General features: G+C 70.0%; 11 protein-coding genes. 7 read left to right on the top strand and 4 right to left on the bottom strand.

Annotation, left to right across the window (positions count from 1 at the left end; all coding sequences use genetic code 11):
* Positions 1 to 176: 176 nt before the first annotated feature.
* Entirely contained in the window at positions 177 to 1,376 is a 1,200-nt protein-coding gene (locus tag ACFVJS_RS19815; RefSeq protein ID WP_378883827.1) for a hypothetical protein, read from the bottom strand.
* 249 nt (positions 1,377 to 1,625) lie between these two features.
* Here ACFVJS_RS19815 and ACFVJS_RS19810 point away from each other — a divergent pair, with 249 nt between their 5' ends.
* Positions 1,626 to 2,321: a hypothetical protein gene (locus ACFVJS_RS19810; protein ID WP_378883825.1), complete on the top strand. Its 696-nt coding sequence runs from the start codon at positions 1,626 to 1,628 to the stop codon at positions 2,319 to 2,321.
* On the opposite strand, the gene cofC is transcribed toward ACFVJS_RS19810, so the two are convergent.
* A complete protein-coding gene (gene cofC, locus ACFVJS_RS19805) occupies positions 2,318 to 2,959 on the bottom strand; it encodes a 2-phospho-L-lactate guanylyltransferase (RefSeq protein WP_378883822.1) in 642 nt (213 codons plus the stop codon). The two genes, ACFVJS_RS19810 and cofC, sit on opposite strands and share 4 nt — an antisense overlap.
* Positions 2,960 to 3,018: 59 nt before the next feature.
* Between cofC and ACFVJS_RS19800 the strand changes: the two genes are divergently transcribed.
* Entirely contained in the window at positions 3,019 to 3,783 is a 765-nt protein-coding gene (locus ACFVJS_RS19800) for a lysophospholipid acyltransferase family protein (protein ID WP_378883819.1), read from the top strand.
* A 79-nt stretch (positions 3,784 to 3,862) separates the two neighbouring features.
* Positions 3,863 to 4,867 carry an NAD(P)H-dependent glycerol-3-phosphate dehydrogenase gene (locus tag ACFVJS_RS19795; RefSeq protein ID WP_378883816.1) on the top strand — a complete coding sequence of 335 codons (1,005 nt, stop codon included), beginning with the start codon at positions 3,863 to 3,865 and terminating at the stop codon, positions 4,865 to 4,867.
* Between the two features lie 60 nt (positions 4,868 to 4,927).
* On the opposite strand, the gene ACFVJS_RS19790 is transcribed toward ACFVJS_RS19795, so the two are convergent.
* Positions 4,928 to 6,580, bottom strand: a complete 1,653-nt coding sequence (locus ACFVJS_RS19790) for a glycosyl hydrolase family 18 protein (protein WP_378883813.1) — start codon at positions 6,578 to 6,580, stop codon at positions 4,928 to 4,930.
* Between the two features lie 173 nt (positions 6,581 to 6,753).
* On the opposite strand from ACFVJS_RS19790, the gene ggt reads away from it, so the two are divergent.
* A complete protein-coding gene (ggt, locus tag ACFVJS_RS19785; protein ID WP_378883811.1) occupies positions 6,754 to 8,577 on the top strand; it encodes a gamma-glutamyltransferase in 1,824 nt (607 codons plus the stop codon).
* On the opposite strand, the gene ACFVJS_RS19780 is transcribed toward ggt, so the two are convergent.
* Positions 8,574 to 9,641: a trans-sulfuration enzyme family protein gene (locus ACFVJS_RS19780; RefSeq protein WP_378883808.1), complete on the bottom strand. Its 1,068-nt coding sequence runs from the start codon at positions 9,639 to 9,641 to the stop codon at positions 8,574 to 8,576. The genes ggt and ACFVJS_RS19780 overlap by 4 nt on opposite strands.
* A gap of 87 nt (positions 9,642 to 9,728) precedes the next feature.
* On the opposite strand from ACFVJS_RS19780, the gene ACFVJS_RS19775 reads away from it, so the two are divergent.
* From ACFVJS_RS19775 to ACFVJS_RS19765, 3 genes are read left to right on the top strand one after another with little or no spacing between them, the layout of a single operon-like run.
* A complete protein-coding gene (locus ACFVJS_RS19775; RefSeq protein WP_378883805.1) occupies positions 9,729 to 10,466 on the top strand; it encodes an alpha/beta fold hydrolase in 738 nt (245 codons plus the stop codon).
* A 23-nt stretch (positions 10,467 to 10,489) separates the two neighbouring features.
* Positions 10,490 to 11,980 carry a Mur ligase family protein gene (locus ACFVJS_RS19770; protein WP_378883803.1) on the top strand — a complete coding sequence of 497 codons (1,491 nt, stop codon included), beginning with the start codon at positions 10,490 to 10,492 and terminating at the stop codon, positions 11,978 to 11,980.
* A 19-nt stretch (positions 11,981 to 11,999) separates the two neighbouring features.
* Positions 12,000 to 13,115 (top strand): hypothetical protein, encoded by a 1,116-nt coding sequence (locus ACFVJS_RS19765; protein ID WP_378883801.1) that lies wholly within the window; start codon positions 12,000 to 12,002, stop codon positions 13,113 to 13,115.
* Positions 13,116 to 13,260 lie beyond the last annotated feature (145 nt).

Below are 13,260 nucleotides of genomic sequence, written 5' to 3'. Positions count from 1 at the left end.
AGCGCCTCCGTATGGCCCTGCGCTTCGGTGGCGGTAATGAGTGCCTGAATGATGCGCAGGGCGCGCCCTCGGACGGATTTGGTCTCGTCGCCCACAAGTGCATTCTCGGCCGACGCAACTGACGTCTCGGCGTCCACGAGTGCCGTCTCGGCCGACGTAGCTGACGTCTCGGTGGGTCAGGGGAGGCCGGGCAGGCGGATCTGGCGGCCGTCGGCACCACGCTGGGAGCCGGTGATGCGGTCGCAGGAGCCGGTGTCGACCCAGCAGCGGAGGTACCAGGAGTCCGAGCCCGTCGCGGTGTAGAGGACGACGCTGCGGTCGGACTCGAATCCGGCGACGTAGACCTTCTCGACGGCGTCGGGTACGCGAAGGTCGATGTGCTCGGAGGTGCTCATGTTGACCGCGATGCCGCGCTCGGCGCCGTAGCTGATCATCCCGGGGTCGCTGGGGTTGCGGGCGATGGCGACGATCGAGCCGTCGGGGGAGTCCGCGACGGAGCCGGGCAGGGCCGCGTGGACGCCGGGCTGGGTGAGGCTTCCGTCGGCCTCGATGGCGGCGAAGCGGGCCTCCCACTCGCCGGGGTTGTGGAGGAGTACGCCGCGGCGCAGCGGGATCAGCTGCTGATAGCCGAGCGGCAGCGAGATCCGCTGGGTCGCGTGGCCGGGATCCCAGGCCGTCACCGGTGGCCGGGAGACGGTGAGCTCGCCGTAGTTGCCGGGTGCGGGCGCCGGGGTGGGCACGATGCCGGTGCGGAAGTAGGCGCGGGTGCGGTCGGTGCCGAGGACTGCGGTCGCGGCCGGGGCGCCCTCGAGCACGAGGCGGTCGGTCTCCTCGCCGGTCGCGGTGTCGACCGCGACCAGGGCGGAGGCCTCGTCGTCGGTCTGCTGCACGGCGAAGAGCTGGTTGCCGTCCTTGCTCAGGACCGGCTGGACCCACAGGCCCGGGACCTGGATGGTCCTGCCGCGTCGCGCGATCCACACCGGGCCGGGCTTGTCCGCGCGCTCATACATCAGCACCGTCCAGCCGGCCACGCTCATCTGGGAGCCGTAGACCTTCTGCGGCTGCGCACCGAGCTGGAGCCTGCCGGCTTGGTCGACGAACGGCAGCGTCGTCGCGGGACCGACGGGCAGATCGGCGTACGTCGCCGGGATGGCGGGCGCGCTGTTGCGAACCGTCGGAGCGGGCGGCGCGGGAGTGGGAGCGTTGGCGCCGGTGCGTCCCTCGGCGAGCCGCGTCGTGTGGACCGCGAGCCAGGCCACGGAGGCGAGCATGGCGAGGATGATGCAGGCGGAGAACAGGATCCCGGCACGGCTGTGCCTCACCGTGGGCGGCTGCTCCTCGAGCACCACGGCTGGCTGTTCCTCGTCGATGTGCACGTCGGTGATGGTCGTACCTTCCTCGTCCTGTCCCCGAAGGCTGAGATGTCGAAGCTGTGCTACGGACGTGCCCCGAGTCTCCCCACAGTAACCACGGGAAGCCGGCGGAATCAGGAGAGATCAGGTGAACAATCCGTTTTCACATGCCGTCGGTATGTTCGGAAGGACCAGGAATGGCCTAAGGTCGATCGCGTGGTGAGAAAACGAGTAGCTGATGCAAGCAAACAGGCCGGAAAAGTCGTCGGTGCGGTGAAGGACACGGCCGGCAAGCTGGTTGCCGAGGTGGTGTCCGGCAAGGTCAAGATCCCATCCGTGCCGAAGGTCAAGGTCCCCAGGCCCGGACGCAAGGCGCCGGCCGAGGCAGCAGAGCCTGTCGTGAAGCCGGGTGGCAAGCCGGTTGCGAAGCCGGCCGTCATGCCCGAGACCGCTGTCGCGCCCGTCGCGGACCCGGGGGTCAAGCCTGCCCCGGCCGCTTCCGAGAAGGCAGCCGCGCCGGTCGAGAAGCCCGCGCCGGTCGAGAAGCCCACGCCGGCGAAGAAGACCGCCGCCAAGAAGACCACGGCGACGAAGAGCCCCGCGAAGAAGACGACGACCGCGGCGAAGAAGACCACGGCCAAGAAGGCGCCCGCGGCGAAGAAGACCACCGCCACGGCGACCAAGAAGACCGCTGCCAAGACGACGACCGCGAAGAAGGCACCTGCGGCCAAGAAGACCTCCGCCGCGGCGACGCCCGCGACGCCGGCGGCCTCCGAGACGCCGGTGAAGACGACGGCCGCGAAGAAGACCGCGGCCAAGAAGACGTCGCCCGCGAAGAAGTCTCCCGCGACGAAGACGGCGGCGAAGAAGGCCCCCGCAGCCAAGAAGGCACCCGCCAAGAAGGCACCCGCGAACGAGACCTCGGCGACCCCTGCCACCCCGGCCGAGACGCCGACGAGCGACTCCTAGCCGAGACTGGCGACCCGCACCGAGGCCAGGGCCGTACGCGGCCCGAGCCCCAGCCTGCGTACGGCCTCGAGGTCCTCGAGGGTGTCGACGTCGTGGCGCAGTGAGTGGAGGTCGCCCTCCAGCGGATGGGCGCCGCCGTCCCGGTGGGCGGCGGCGGACCCGGGCCCGAACGCGGGGCGGAAGCGGTCGTGGGACGCGGTGTAGAGCGTGGTTCCCCCGCCCGCCGCGTCCTCGACGTACGCAGCCTCGGAGCCCTCCGCGGCGGTCAGTGCCGCGTCCAGGTCGGCGGAGCGGAGCGCCGGCAGGTCGCCGCACAGGGCCGCGGGGCGAAGGTCCGGCCAGCGGCGCCGAGCCTCACGGGCACCCTGTACGAGGGTCTCGTTGAGGTCACCGCTGACCCCGTCCGGGATGACGGCGGCACCGAGGCGGGCGACGTCGGCGGCGAAGAAGGAGTCGTCGGTGATCACCAGGACCGCACCGACGTGGGCGGCTGCCAGACACGACTCCGCGGTGTCGAGGGCGAACGAGCGGGCGAGGTCGGCCCGCTCGTGCGACTCGATGCCGACCAGCCGGGACTTGCCGCGCGCCGGAGGCTTCACGGGCAGCAGGACGACGTAACCGAGTGCAGGTGCAGGCACAGGGTAGATCCTGACAGGTATCTCACAACCCCGAGGTGACGGCCCGGTAGCCTGCGTGCGTGGGAAAGTACCGGAAGTTCCAGGAGGGCAAGCTCGGCTGGCCATGGGTCGTGGCTGTCGGCATCGTGAAGCCCGTCCTTCTCGCCACCACCAAGCACCAGTGGGACGGCGGCGAGAAGATCCCGGAGAGCGGGGGAGCGGTGTTCGCGCTCAACCATGTCTCCGAGATCGACCCGTTCACCGCCGCGCACATCGTGTGGGACTACGGACGCAGACCCAGCTACCTGGCCAAGGCCGCGCTGTTCAAGGGTCCGTTGGGCAAGTTTTTGCGGGCGGCGCGCCAGATCCCGGTGGACCGGACGGCCGGCGCGTCGGCGTTCGACGCGGCCGTGAAGGCGGTCAACGAGGGCAGCATCGTGGTCGTCTACGTCGAGGGCTCGATCACCAAGGACCCGACCGGCTGGCCGATGCGCGGCAAGTCGGGTGCGGCCCGAATCGCGCTCGCGACCGGTGCCCCGGTCTACCCGGTGGGACAGTGGGGAGCCCAGGAGCTGCTTCCGGCGTACTCTCTCAAGCCGCACCTGATCGGCCGCAAGATGATCCAGATGAAGATCGGGGACCCGGTCGACCTGAAGGATCTCGAGGTCCAGGAGCACACGCCGGCGGTCGTGAACGAGGCGACCGACCGGATCATGAAGGCGATCGTCGGCCTGGTGGCCGACATCCGGGAGGAGGAGCCGCCCAGCGAGCTCTTCGACCCGAAGAAGGCCGGTGTGAATGCGACCGGTGACCCCCGCAAGAGCAAGAAGAAGGACAGCAATTGAGCGAGCGTCAGCGAGTGAACCGTAAGAACAACACGCCGCCGCGTCCGTATTCTGGCGCTCGCGCTACGGAGGTGTCGGCGTGACTGGCAAGGTGGCGGTCTTCGGAGCGGGCTCATGGGGCACCGCGTTCTCGGTCATCCTCGCTGACGCGGGCAACGACGTGACCATGTGGGCGCGTCGTGAGGAGGTCGCGGCGGCGATCAACGACACCCACGAGAACCCCGACTACCACCCGGGCACCGAGCTGCCCCACAACATCAGCGCCACCCACGACATCGAGAAGGCGGCGTACGGAGCCGAGCTGGTCGTCCTCGCGGCTCCGTCGCAGACGCTGCGGGCGAACCTGACCGACTGGACGCCGTTCCTGCCGAAGGAGGTGCCGCTGGTCTCGCTGATGAAGGGCGTCGAGCTCGGCACCCTGGAGCGGATGAGCGAGGTCATCGCCCACGTCACCGGCGCCGGGCCGGAGCGGATCGCGGTGGTCAGCGGCCCCAACCTGTCCAAGGAGATCATCCGTCGTGAGCCGGCCGCCGGTGTGGTGGCGTGCGCCGACGAGGAGGTCGCCAAGACGATCCAAGCGCGTGTGCACTCGCCCGCTTTCCGCCCCTACACCTCGACCGACGTGGTCGGCTGCGAGATCGGCGGGGCCTACAAGAACGTGGTCGCGATCTCGACGGGGATGGCCGCCGGGCTCGGCTTCGGCGACAACACCCAGGCGTCGCTGATCACCCGCGGTCTGGCCGAGACCGCCCGGCTGGCGGTGAAGCTGGGCGCCAACCCGATGACCCTGATGGGTCTCGCCGGCCTCGGTGACCTGGCCGCGACCTGCTCCTCGCCGCTGTCGCGCAACCGTACGTTCGGGGAGAAGCTCGGCAAGGGCATGACCACCGCCGACATCCTCGCCTCCAGCCACCAGGTCGCCGAGGGCGCCAAGTCGTCCCACTCGCTGCGCGAGCTGGCGGCCAAGGTCGGCGTGGACGTGCCGCTGGCGCAGTACGTCGACGACGTCGTCTCCGGCGCCAAGACCGTCAGCGAGATCATGGACGAGATGCTCGAGCGGCCGACGAAGGCGGAGACCGAGTAGGACATCGAGACGGAACGGCCCCGGAGCGAGTGCTCCGGGGCCGTCGCTGTCGGTGAGGCCTCAGGCGGTGCCGAGGTCCTTCCACGGGCCCCACTCCTCGGTGCCGGGGGTGTTGCCCTGGGTCCACCACTTGGCCTCCCACAGGTGACCGCCGTAGGTGACGCGGTCGCCCGCGACGTACACCGTCGAGGCCGACCACGCGGCCGCACCACCCGGCGGGTCGGTCGGCGGGTCGGTCGGCGGGTCGGTGGGCTCCTCGGTCGGCGGATCGGTCGGGTCGGGCTCTTCGACCGGGCCGCCGGTGCCGTTGCGCATGGCGTCGGCGAAGGTGCCGATCAGCTCGCCCTGGCGGTCACCGGACAGCTCCCACCACATGCCGCCGCCGAGGCGCTTGGAGATCGCGTAGGCCGCCTTCTGCCTGATCGTCGACACGTTGTCGTAGGTCCACCACTGGTTGCCGTCGTAGCGCCAGGCGGCGCCGGTGGCGGCGTCGTAGTGGTCGGTGCCGCGGGTCTTGAGCTTGTCGTAGTCCTCGTTGCCCGCTTCGTACGTCCCCGGAGCCGCGGCGGTGGCCGGACCCCACGGCCGTGCGGAGGTCGCGCCCTGCCAGCCGCGGCCGTACGCCGCCATGCCCAGGCCGAGCTGGGCCGGTGAGATTCCGGCGTCGAGGTACGCACGGACGGACTGGTCCACGCTGAACCGCTTGCCGTCGGGGCGCGGGTCGGCGGGGTCGGCGTAGAGGTTGCCCTGATGGCCGGTCAGCTTCGGGTCCCAGGCGCCCCACAGGTCATAGCCCTGGATGTTGCCGAAGTCGAGCGAGCGGAAGATCGCCGGGTCGTTCCAGCCGCCGGCCTCGATGTCCTGCGGGTTGGCCGGGAGGAAGGCGGAGAGCTGGTAGTCCTTGCCCGTGGTTGCGCCCAGGGCGTCCAGCTGGGAGCGGAACTCGGCGAGCAGCGCCTTGAAGTTGGCGCGGTCGTTGACCGGGTCGACGTGGTTGCCGGCGTTGCCGTTGGGCGATCCCGGCCACTCCCAGTCGATGTCGAAGCCGTCGAAGACGCCGGCCGCCGCGCCGGCGCCGCCGCGGCCGTCGATCACCGGCAGGTTGCCCTTGATGTAGAGGTCGATGCACGAGGAGACGAGCTTGCGCCGCGACTCCGGGGTCGCCGCGGCGAGGGAGAAGTTCTTCGACCAGGTCCAGCCGCCCAGAGAGAGCAGCACCTTCAGGCCCGGGTGCTTCGCCTTGAGCTGCTTGAGCTGGTTGAACGAGCCTGCCAGGGGCTGGTTCCAGGTGTCGGCGGCGCCGGAGACGGAGTCGCCCGCTGCGTACGACATCCCGTAGTCGGCCCACGCGTCACCGGCCCCGTCGGAGCCGTTGGGTCCTTCGCCCTGGGCCTTGTTGGCCTCGAAGCAGGTCAGCGTCTGGTGGTGGATGTTGCCGAAGGCGTAGTTGAGATGGGTGAGGTCGTCGGCGACGCCGGAGGTCTCCAGCTGCTTGACCTTGAAGCCGCGGCCGTAGACGCCCCACTGCACGAAGTAGCCGACGTTGCGGTAGCCGTTGATGGCGGTCGGCTCCGCGGCGGCCGTCTGCAGCGATGCGCTGGACGGGGTGCTGGTGAGGGCGAGCGTGCCCGTGAGGGCGAGTGCTCCGGCGAGGGCGCCGATGAGAAGGCCGGCGATCCGGCGTGATCTTCGTGGGGGCAAGGCGACATGCATGGTGACACCTCCGAGGTGATGGCTTGCTCGGGCACCAGGCGCCCGATCGCCTTTCGATGGTGGCAGCCCGTTTATTTGTAAGCAACCCTTACTAATTAAGGAATTTCAGAACGTAATTCGGGGTGGGCGCGGTAGTAGTACGTTCGTTGGGCCGTCAATCCTGGGAGATCGCCATGCTCGGACGTCGCTCTGCAGTTGTTGCCACGCTGACCGGAGGTGCGCTCGCGCTGGCCACCCTGGTCCCGTACGCCGGGGCGGCCGCCGCCCCGGAGGAACGGCTCGCTCCGCCGCCGAAGGTGCCCACCGCGGTGGGGTACGGGGGCGCGGTGGCGAGCGTCGACGCCGATGCGAGCCGGATCGGGCTCGAGGTGCTGCGCAAGGGCGGCAACGCGACCGACGCGGCGATCGCGACGGCGGCCGCGCTGGGAGTGACCGAGCCCTACTCGGCCGGGATCGGCGGAGGCGGCTTCTTCGTGCACTACTCCGCGCGCACGGGCAAGGTCGAGACGATCGACGGGCGCGAGAAGGCGCCGGCCGCGATGCCGCGCGACGCGTTCATCGACCCGGAGACCGGGAAGGAGTACCCGTTCTTCCCGGACATGGTCACCAGCGGTGCCTCGGTCGGGGTGCCGGGCACCCCGCTGACCTGGGACAAGGCGCTGCGGAAGTGGGGAACGCGCACGCTCGCCCAGTCGCTCGAGCCGGCCGCGCGCCTGGCCCGCCGGGGGTTCGTCGTCGACGAGACCTTCCGCCAGCAGACCGTCGACAACCAGGAACGTTTCGCAGCGATCGATTCCACCGCGGAACTATTTCTTCCTGGAGGGTCCGCGCCGGAGGTCGGCAGCCGGTTCCGTAATCCCGACATCGCCGCGACCTACGACCTGCTCGGACGCAAGGGCGTGCGGGCCTTTTACCGCGGCCCGCTGGCCGAGGAGATCGCCGCGACGGTGGCCGAGCCGCCGAAGACCGACGACACCGACCTGCCGGTGCCGCCCGGCTGGGTGACCACTGAGGACCTCGCTGCCTACACCGCGCCCGACCGCAAGCCGACCCACTCGACCTACCGGGACCTCGACGTCTACGGGATGGCGCCGCCCTCCTCCGGCGGCACCTCGGTCGGCGAGGCGCTCAACATCCTGGAGCGCTACGAGCTGGCCGGGATGAACGACACCGAGGCCTACCATCACCTGATCGAGTCGAGCGCGATCGCCTTCGCCGACCGCGGCGCCTACCTCGGCGACCCCGACCACGTCGACGTACCCGTCGACGCGCTGCTCGACGACACCTTCGCCGCCGAACGCGCCTGCGGCATCGATCCGGCGGCGGCCCGGCCGAAGCCGGTCGCGGCAGGCGACGCGTACGACTACGACGGCGTCTGCGACGAGCCGGCCGGCACCGGTGAGACCGCGAAGGACACCGAGAACCTGGAGACCACCAACCTGACCGTGGTCGACCGCTGGGGCAACGTCGTCGAATACACCCTGACCATCGAGCAGACCGGAGGATCCGGGATCACCGTGCCGGGCCGCGGCTTCATCCTCAACAACGAGCTGACCGACTTCTCGACGACCTACCGGCCCGACGACCCCAACCGGGTCGAGCCCAACAAGCGCCCGCGCAGCTCGATGTCACCCACGATCGTGCTCTCCGACGGCCGGCCCGTGCTGGCGGTCGGATCGCCCGGCGGCTCGACGATCATCACCACCGTGCTCCAGATCCTGATCGAGCGGCTCGCGCGCGGCCGGACGCTGCCGGAGGCGATGGCGGCGCCGCGCGTCTCCCAGCGCAACGCCGCGAACCCCGGTGCCGAGCCGGCGTTCATCGAGGCGTACGGAGGACCGCTGACGTCGCTCGGACACCGCTTCGCACCCGCGGCAGAGCTCGGCGCGGCCACCGCGATCGAGATCGGCCCGGACGGGCTGCTGACGTCGACCGCGGAGCCCTGGCGCCGCGGCGGCGGGTCCGCGCTGGTGGTCAGTCCGATTCCGGCGGACTAGCCTCCGAGGCGCTCCAGCGCCTGGGACAGGTCGTCCCAGAGGTCGTCGACGTCCTCGATCCCGACCGACATCCGCACGAGCCCCTCGGGCACCGTCGACGACTCGGTCTTCCAGCGCCGCCGGCGCTCGAAGGTGGACTCGACGCCGCCAAGAGACGTCGCGTGGACCCACAGCGATGTGGAGCGGGTCAGGAGGTCGGCCTGCTCTGCCGTCGGGAGGACGGCGGCCAGCATGCCGCCGAAGCCCGGGTAGCGGACCTCGGCGACGGCGGGGTGCGCCGCCAGCCGCTCGGCGAGGGTCGCCGCGTTGGCTGCGGAGCGCTCGACGCGCAGGTGCAGCGTACGAAGGCCGCGAAGCGCCAGCCAGGCCTCGAACGGGCCGGGGATCGCGCCGAGAAGGTCGCGACGAGCCTTGAGTACGTCCCACAGCGTGTCGTCGGAGACGACGACCGCACCCATGACGACATCGGAGTGACCGGCGATGAACTTGGTGGCCGAGTGGATGACGATGTCGGCGCCGAGCGCGAGCGGTTGCTGGAGCAGGGGAGTGGCGAAGGTGTTGTCGACCACGACCCGCGCTCCGGCCTTGTGGGCCGCGTCGATGACCGCAGGCAGGTCGGCGACCTGCATCCCGGGGTTGGTCGGCGTCTCGACCCAGACCAGCGCGACCTCGCCGTCGAGCTTCTCGAGCATCTTCACGACCGAGGCCGTGTCGGAGAAGTCGGTGAGGCGGGCGGTCAGCCGGCCGCGGGCCTCGAGGTCGGCCAGCTGGCCGATCGTCCCGAGGTAGCTCTGCTCGGTCGCCAGGACCACCGAGTCGTTGACCAGGTCCAGCAGCGTCGCGACCGCCGCGAGGCCGGAGGCGAACGACAGCGCCCGCCCGCCCTCGAGCCTCCCGAGGGCCTCCTCGAACGCCACCCACGCGTCGTTGGTGTAGCGCCCGTACTCCTTGTCGCCGCCGGCCACGTAGGTCGAGGCCATCGTGATCGGTACGTTGAGCGGCTGGTCGGGCTCGTGAGCCGGCCGCCCGGCGTGGACGGCGATCGTGGCGGGCTTGTGATCCATGGCTTCGACCCTATTGCCCCTCCCGCGACGGGCCTCACGCGCCGCGCGGTTACGGGTCGGCGCACGGTCCCGGATAAGGTTGCGGCCGTGTTGACGACCCTGCTGGATGGACGTGCCTTCGGTGAGAAGCACGGCAAGGATGCTGCCACCGTCGTGGCCCTGCACGGCTGGGCCCGCAACCGCAGCGACTGGGGATCGACGCTCGAGGGCCTGGACGCGCTCGCGCTCGACCAGCCCGGATTCGGCGCGACCCCGGCCCCCGAGGAGGTCTGGGGAAGCAAGGACTACGCCGAGTGGCTGGCCCAGATCCTCGAGGGTCTCGATCGCCCGGTGCTCGTCGGTCACAGCTTCGGCGGCCGGGTGGCCGTCCAGCTCGCCGCGACCCGGCCCGAACTCGTCCGCGGGGTCATCCTCACCGGTGTGCCGCTGTTCCGCCCGAAGACCGGCGGCAAGCCCAAGCTGGCCTACCGGGTCGGTCGCTGGCTCCACGGTAAGGGGCTGATCCCCGAGTCCAGGATGGAGGCGCTGCGGGAGAAGTACGGCTCGACCGACTACCGCAATGCCAAGGGCATCATCCGCGACATCTTCGTGAAGGTCGTCAACGAGTCCTACGCCGACCAACTGGCGGCCATCCCGAAGGACCTCCCGGTCCGCCTGATCTGGGGCGAGAACGACACCGCCGCCCCGGTCTGGATGCCCGGTGAGGCCATGGAGATCCTGGGGGAAAACGCGACCCTGGAGATCGTCCCCGGATCCGCCCACCTGCTCGACGCGGGCCTCGTCAAGAGCCTTCGCGGCGCCATCGACGAACTTCGTACGAACTGAATCTGAGGGGCTGAAGAAGAAGCATGTGGATCGTCCTGGTCACCTCCGCGCTGACCCTGGTCTCCTACTACCGCTGGCTGCGAGTCGCTCAGCGTGAGCACTACGAGCCGACGCGGCTGTTCGCGATCGAGTGGATCTGGATCAAGGCCCGCCCGGTCGAGGCGATCCTGCTCGGCGCGGTGGTCGTGGTCTGCCTGGCGTCGTTCGTGCTGCCCTATGGCGCGCTCGTCGGAGCCATGCTGTTCGTCGGCTGGCCGGTGGGGATGTCGTTCACCGGCGCGAAGCGGCTGGTCTGGACCGACCGCGTCAAGCGGCTGGCCGGGGTGCTCTTCGTGCTGCACGCCGTCGTCACGTTGCTGATCGCTCTGTTCGTCCCGGTCGCGGCCGGCCTGCTCCCGATCCTCGCGGTCCCGCTGGCCGAGGCGGCACTCGCGATCATGTGGCCGATCGAGAAGGCGATGGCGAAGAAGTGGCAGGTGCAGGCCGCCGCCACCATCCGGAAGGTCAACCCGAAGATCGTCGCGATCACCGGCTCCTACGGCAAGACCTCGACGAAGAACTACGCCACCCACCTGATGCAGGGCCGCTGGTCGACGCTGGCCTCGCCGGCGAGCTTCAACAACGCGATGGGCCTCTCCCGCGCGGTCAACGACCGCCTCCAGCCCGGCACCGACATCTTCGTGGCCGAGATGGGCACCTACGGTCCGGGCGAGATCGCCGAGCTGACCGAGATCTTCCCGCCGGAGGTCGCCGCGATCACCACGATCGGCGAGGCCCACCTGGAGCGGATGAAGTCGCGCGAGACCATCGTGAAGGCCAAGTCGGAGATCCTCCCGAAGGCGTCGACGGTCGTGCTCAACATCGACGTACCCGAGCTCGCCCTCATCGCCGAGAACCTCCGCGCCAGCAAGCGCGTGATCGCCTGCTCCGCCGTGCCCGGCACCGCCGCGGAGGTCATCGTCACCGACGGCACGCTGACGATCAACAACCAGACGTACGCCGTGGAGCTGCCCGACGAGGTCGGCCACCCGATCAACGTGGCGATCGCCGTCGGGCTCGCGCTCGCGGTCGAGGTCCCGATCGAGACGATCACCCAGCGGCTGTCGTCGATCCCCGGCACTCCTCACCGTGCCGAGGCCAACCAGACGCCCGGCGGCGTGTGGGTCATCGACGACACCTTCAACTCCAACCCGACCGGCGCCGCCGCCGCGCTCGCGAAGGCGAAGCGACTGGCAGGGGAGTCGGGCACCGTATGGACCATCACGCCCGGTATGGTCGAGCTGGGCACCGAGCAGGCCGCGCGCAACATCGCGTTCGCGCAGGCTGCCACGGCCTCCGACAAGATGCAGCTGTGCATCGTCGGTCGCACCAACCGAAAAGCGCTGCGTGCGGGGGACCCGGCGCGCACCCACGAGTTCGACAGCCGCAAGGCGGCGGCGGATCATGCGCTGACCGCGGCCAAGGAGGGCGACGTGGTGCTTTACGAGAACGACCTCCCCGATCACTACGCGTAGGACCCCAGGAGCTTTCACCATGAGCGTTACCAAGGCCACCATCGTCTTCGGCGGTCCCAGCGCCGAGCACGACATCAGCATCCTCACCGGCCTGCAGGCCGAGCGGGTCCTCTCCGGTGCCGGCGTCGAGGTCACCTGCCTCTACTGGGCACGCTCCGACAAGTGGTTCCTGGTGCCCGCCAAGCAGGAGGCGCGAGACTTCCTCGGCGGCGAGCCGAAGGGCTCCAAGCCTGTCGAGTTCCGCCTCGGCACCGAGAAGGGCGACGGCTTCTACACCGTCGGTGGCTTCGGCGGCGGCAAGCGCCTGGAGACCGGTCCGATCCTCTCCGCCTTCCACGGCGGTGCAGGCGAGGCCGGCGGCATCCAGTGGCTCTTCGAGCTCGCCGGGCTGAAGGCGACCGGCGCCACCCCGGCCTCGGCCGCGCTCGGCATGGACAAGCTCGCCTTCGGCGCGGTCATGCTCAACGCCGGCCTGCCGTCGCTGCAGCGCGAGCTGCTCTCGCGCTACGCCACCCCGTCCTTCGAGGGTCCCTACATCGTCAAGCCGCGCTTCGGCGGCTCCTCGATCGGCATCGAGGTGGTCGACGACTACGAGACCGGCCTCGCGCTCCTCAACACCTCGCCGCACCTGCGTGCCGGCGCGGTCGTCGAGCCCTACCGTCCCGATCTCTTCGACCTCAACGCCTCGGTCCGCACCGCGCCCGAGATCGCGGTGAGCGACATCGAGCGCCCGCTGCGCTCCGACGAGGCGAAGATGTACGACTACTCCGCCAAGTACGTCCACACCGACGGCCTGTCCTCGTCCCCGCGCGAGTTCCCGGCCCAGGTCGAGGAGTCGGTCACCAAGCAGATCAAGGATCTGGCCGTACGCGTCGTGGAGCTCACCGGCCTGACCGGCATCCTCCGCATCGACTTCCTCTCCGACGGCAAGGGCGAGGTCTTCATCAACGAGGTCAACTCGATCCCCGGCGCCCTCTCGCTCTACCTGTGGCCCGACACCCCCGCCTCCGAGGTCCTCACCAGCGCCATCGCCGAGGCCGAGAAGCACGTCCCGCAGGTCACCCGGAACTTCGAGGAGGGCGTCGCCCTCAAGGCCGCCGGCGGCATCGCCGGCAAGCTCACCGGCCTGAGCTGAAGCCGAGTCGGCGGGCAGGGATACCCGGTCGACCGGGTATCCCTGGGCTGGGCGGGCACTGAAACGCCCGTCAGGTACATGAAGAGCCCATCAAGCGTCGCGACGTATCTCGCTATTCGGTTTGCTTCTGACATCAGGCTGCGGA

The sequence above is a fragment of the Nocardioides sp. NPDC057772 genome (assembly GCF_042798075.1).
GTDB lineage: Bacteria > Actinomycetota > Actinomycetes > Propionibacteriales > Nocardioidaceae > Nocardioides.
This window is presented reverse-complemented; position numbering and strand designations above follow the sequence as displayed.

Coding starts and splice junctions, on each gene's coding strand:
- ACFVJS_RS19780 (WP_378883808.1), bottom strand. CDS start 9,641: ATGGATCACAAGCCCGCCACGATCGCCGTCCACGCCGGGCGGCCGGCT.
- ACFVJS_RS19770 (WP_378883803.1), top strand. CDS start 10,490: ATGTGGATCGTCCTGGTCACCTCCGCGCTGACCCTGGTCTCCTACTAC.
- ggt (WP_378883811.1), top strand. CDS start 6,754: ATGCTCGGACGTCGCTCTGCAGTTGTTGCCACGCTGACCGGAGGTGCG.
- ACFVJS_RS19790 (WP_378883813.1), bottom strand. CDS start 6,580: ATGCATGTCGCCTTGCCCCCACGAAGATCACGCCGGATCGCCGGCCTT.
- ACFVJS_RS19765 (WP_378883801.1), top strand. CDS start 12,000: ATGAGCGTTACCAAGGCCACCATCGTCTTCGGCGGTCCCAGCGCCGAG.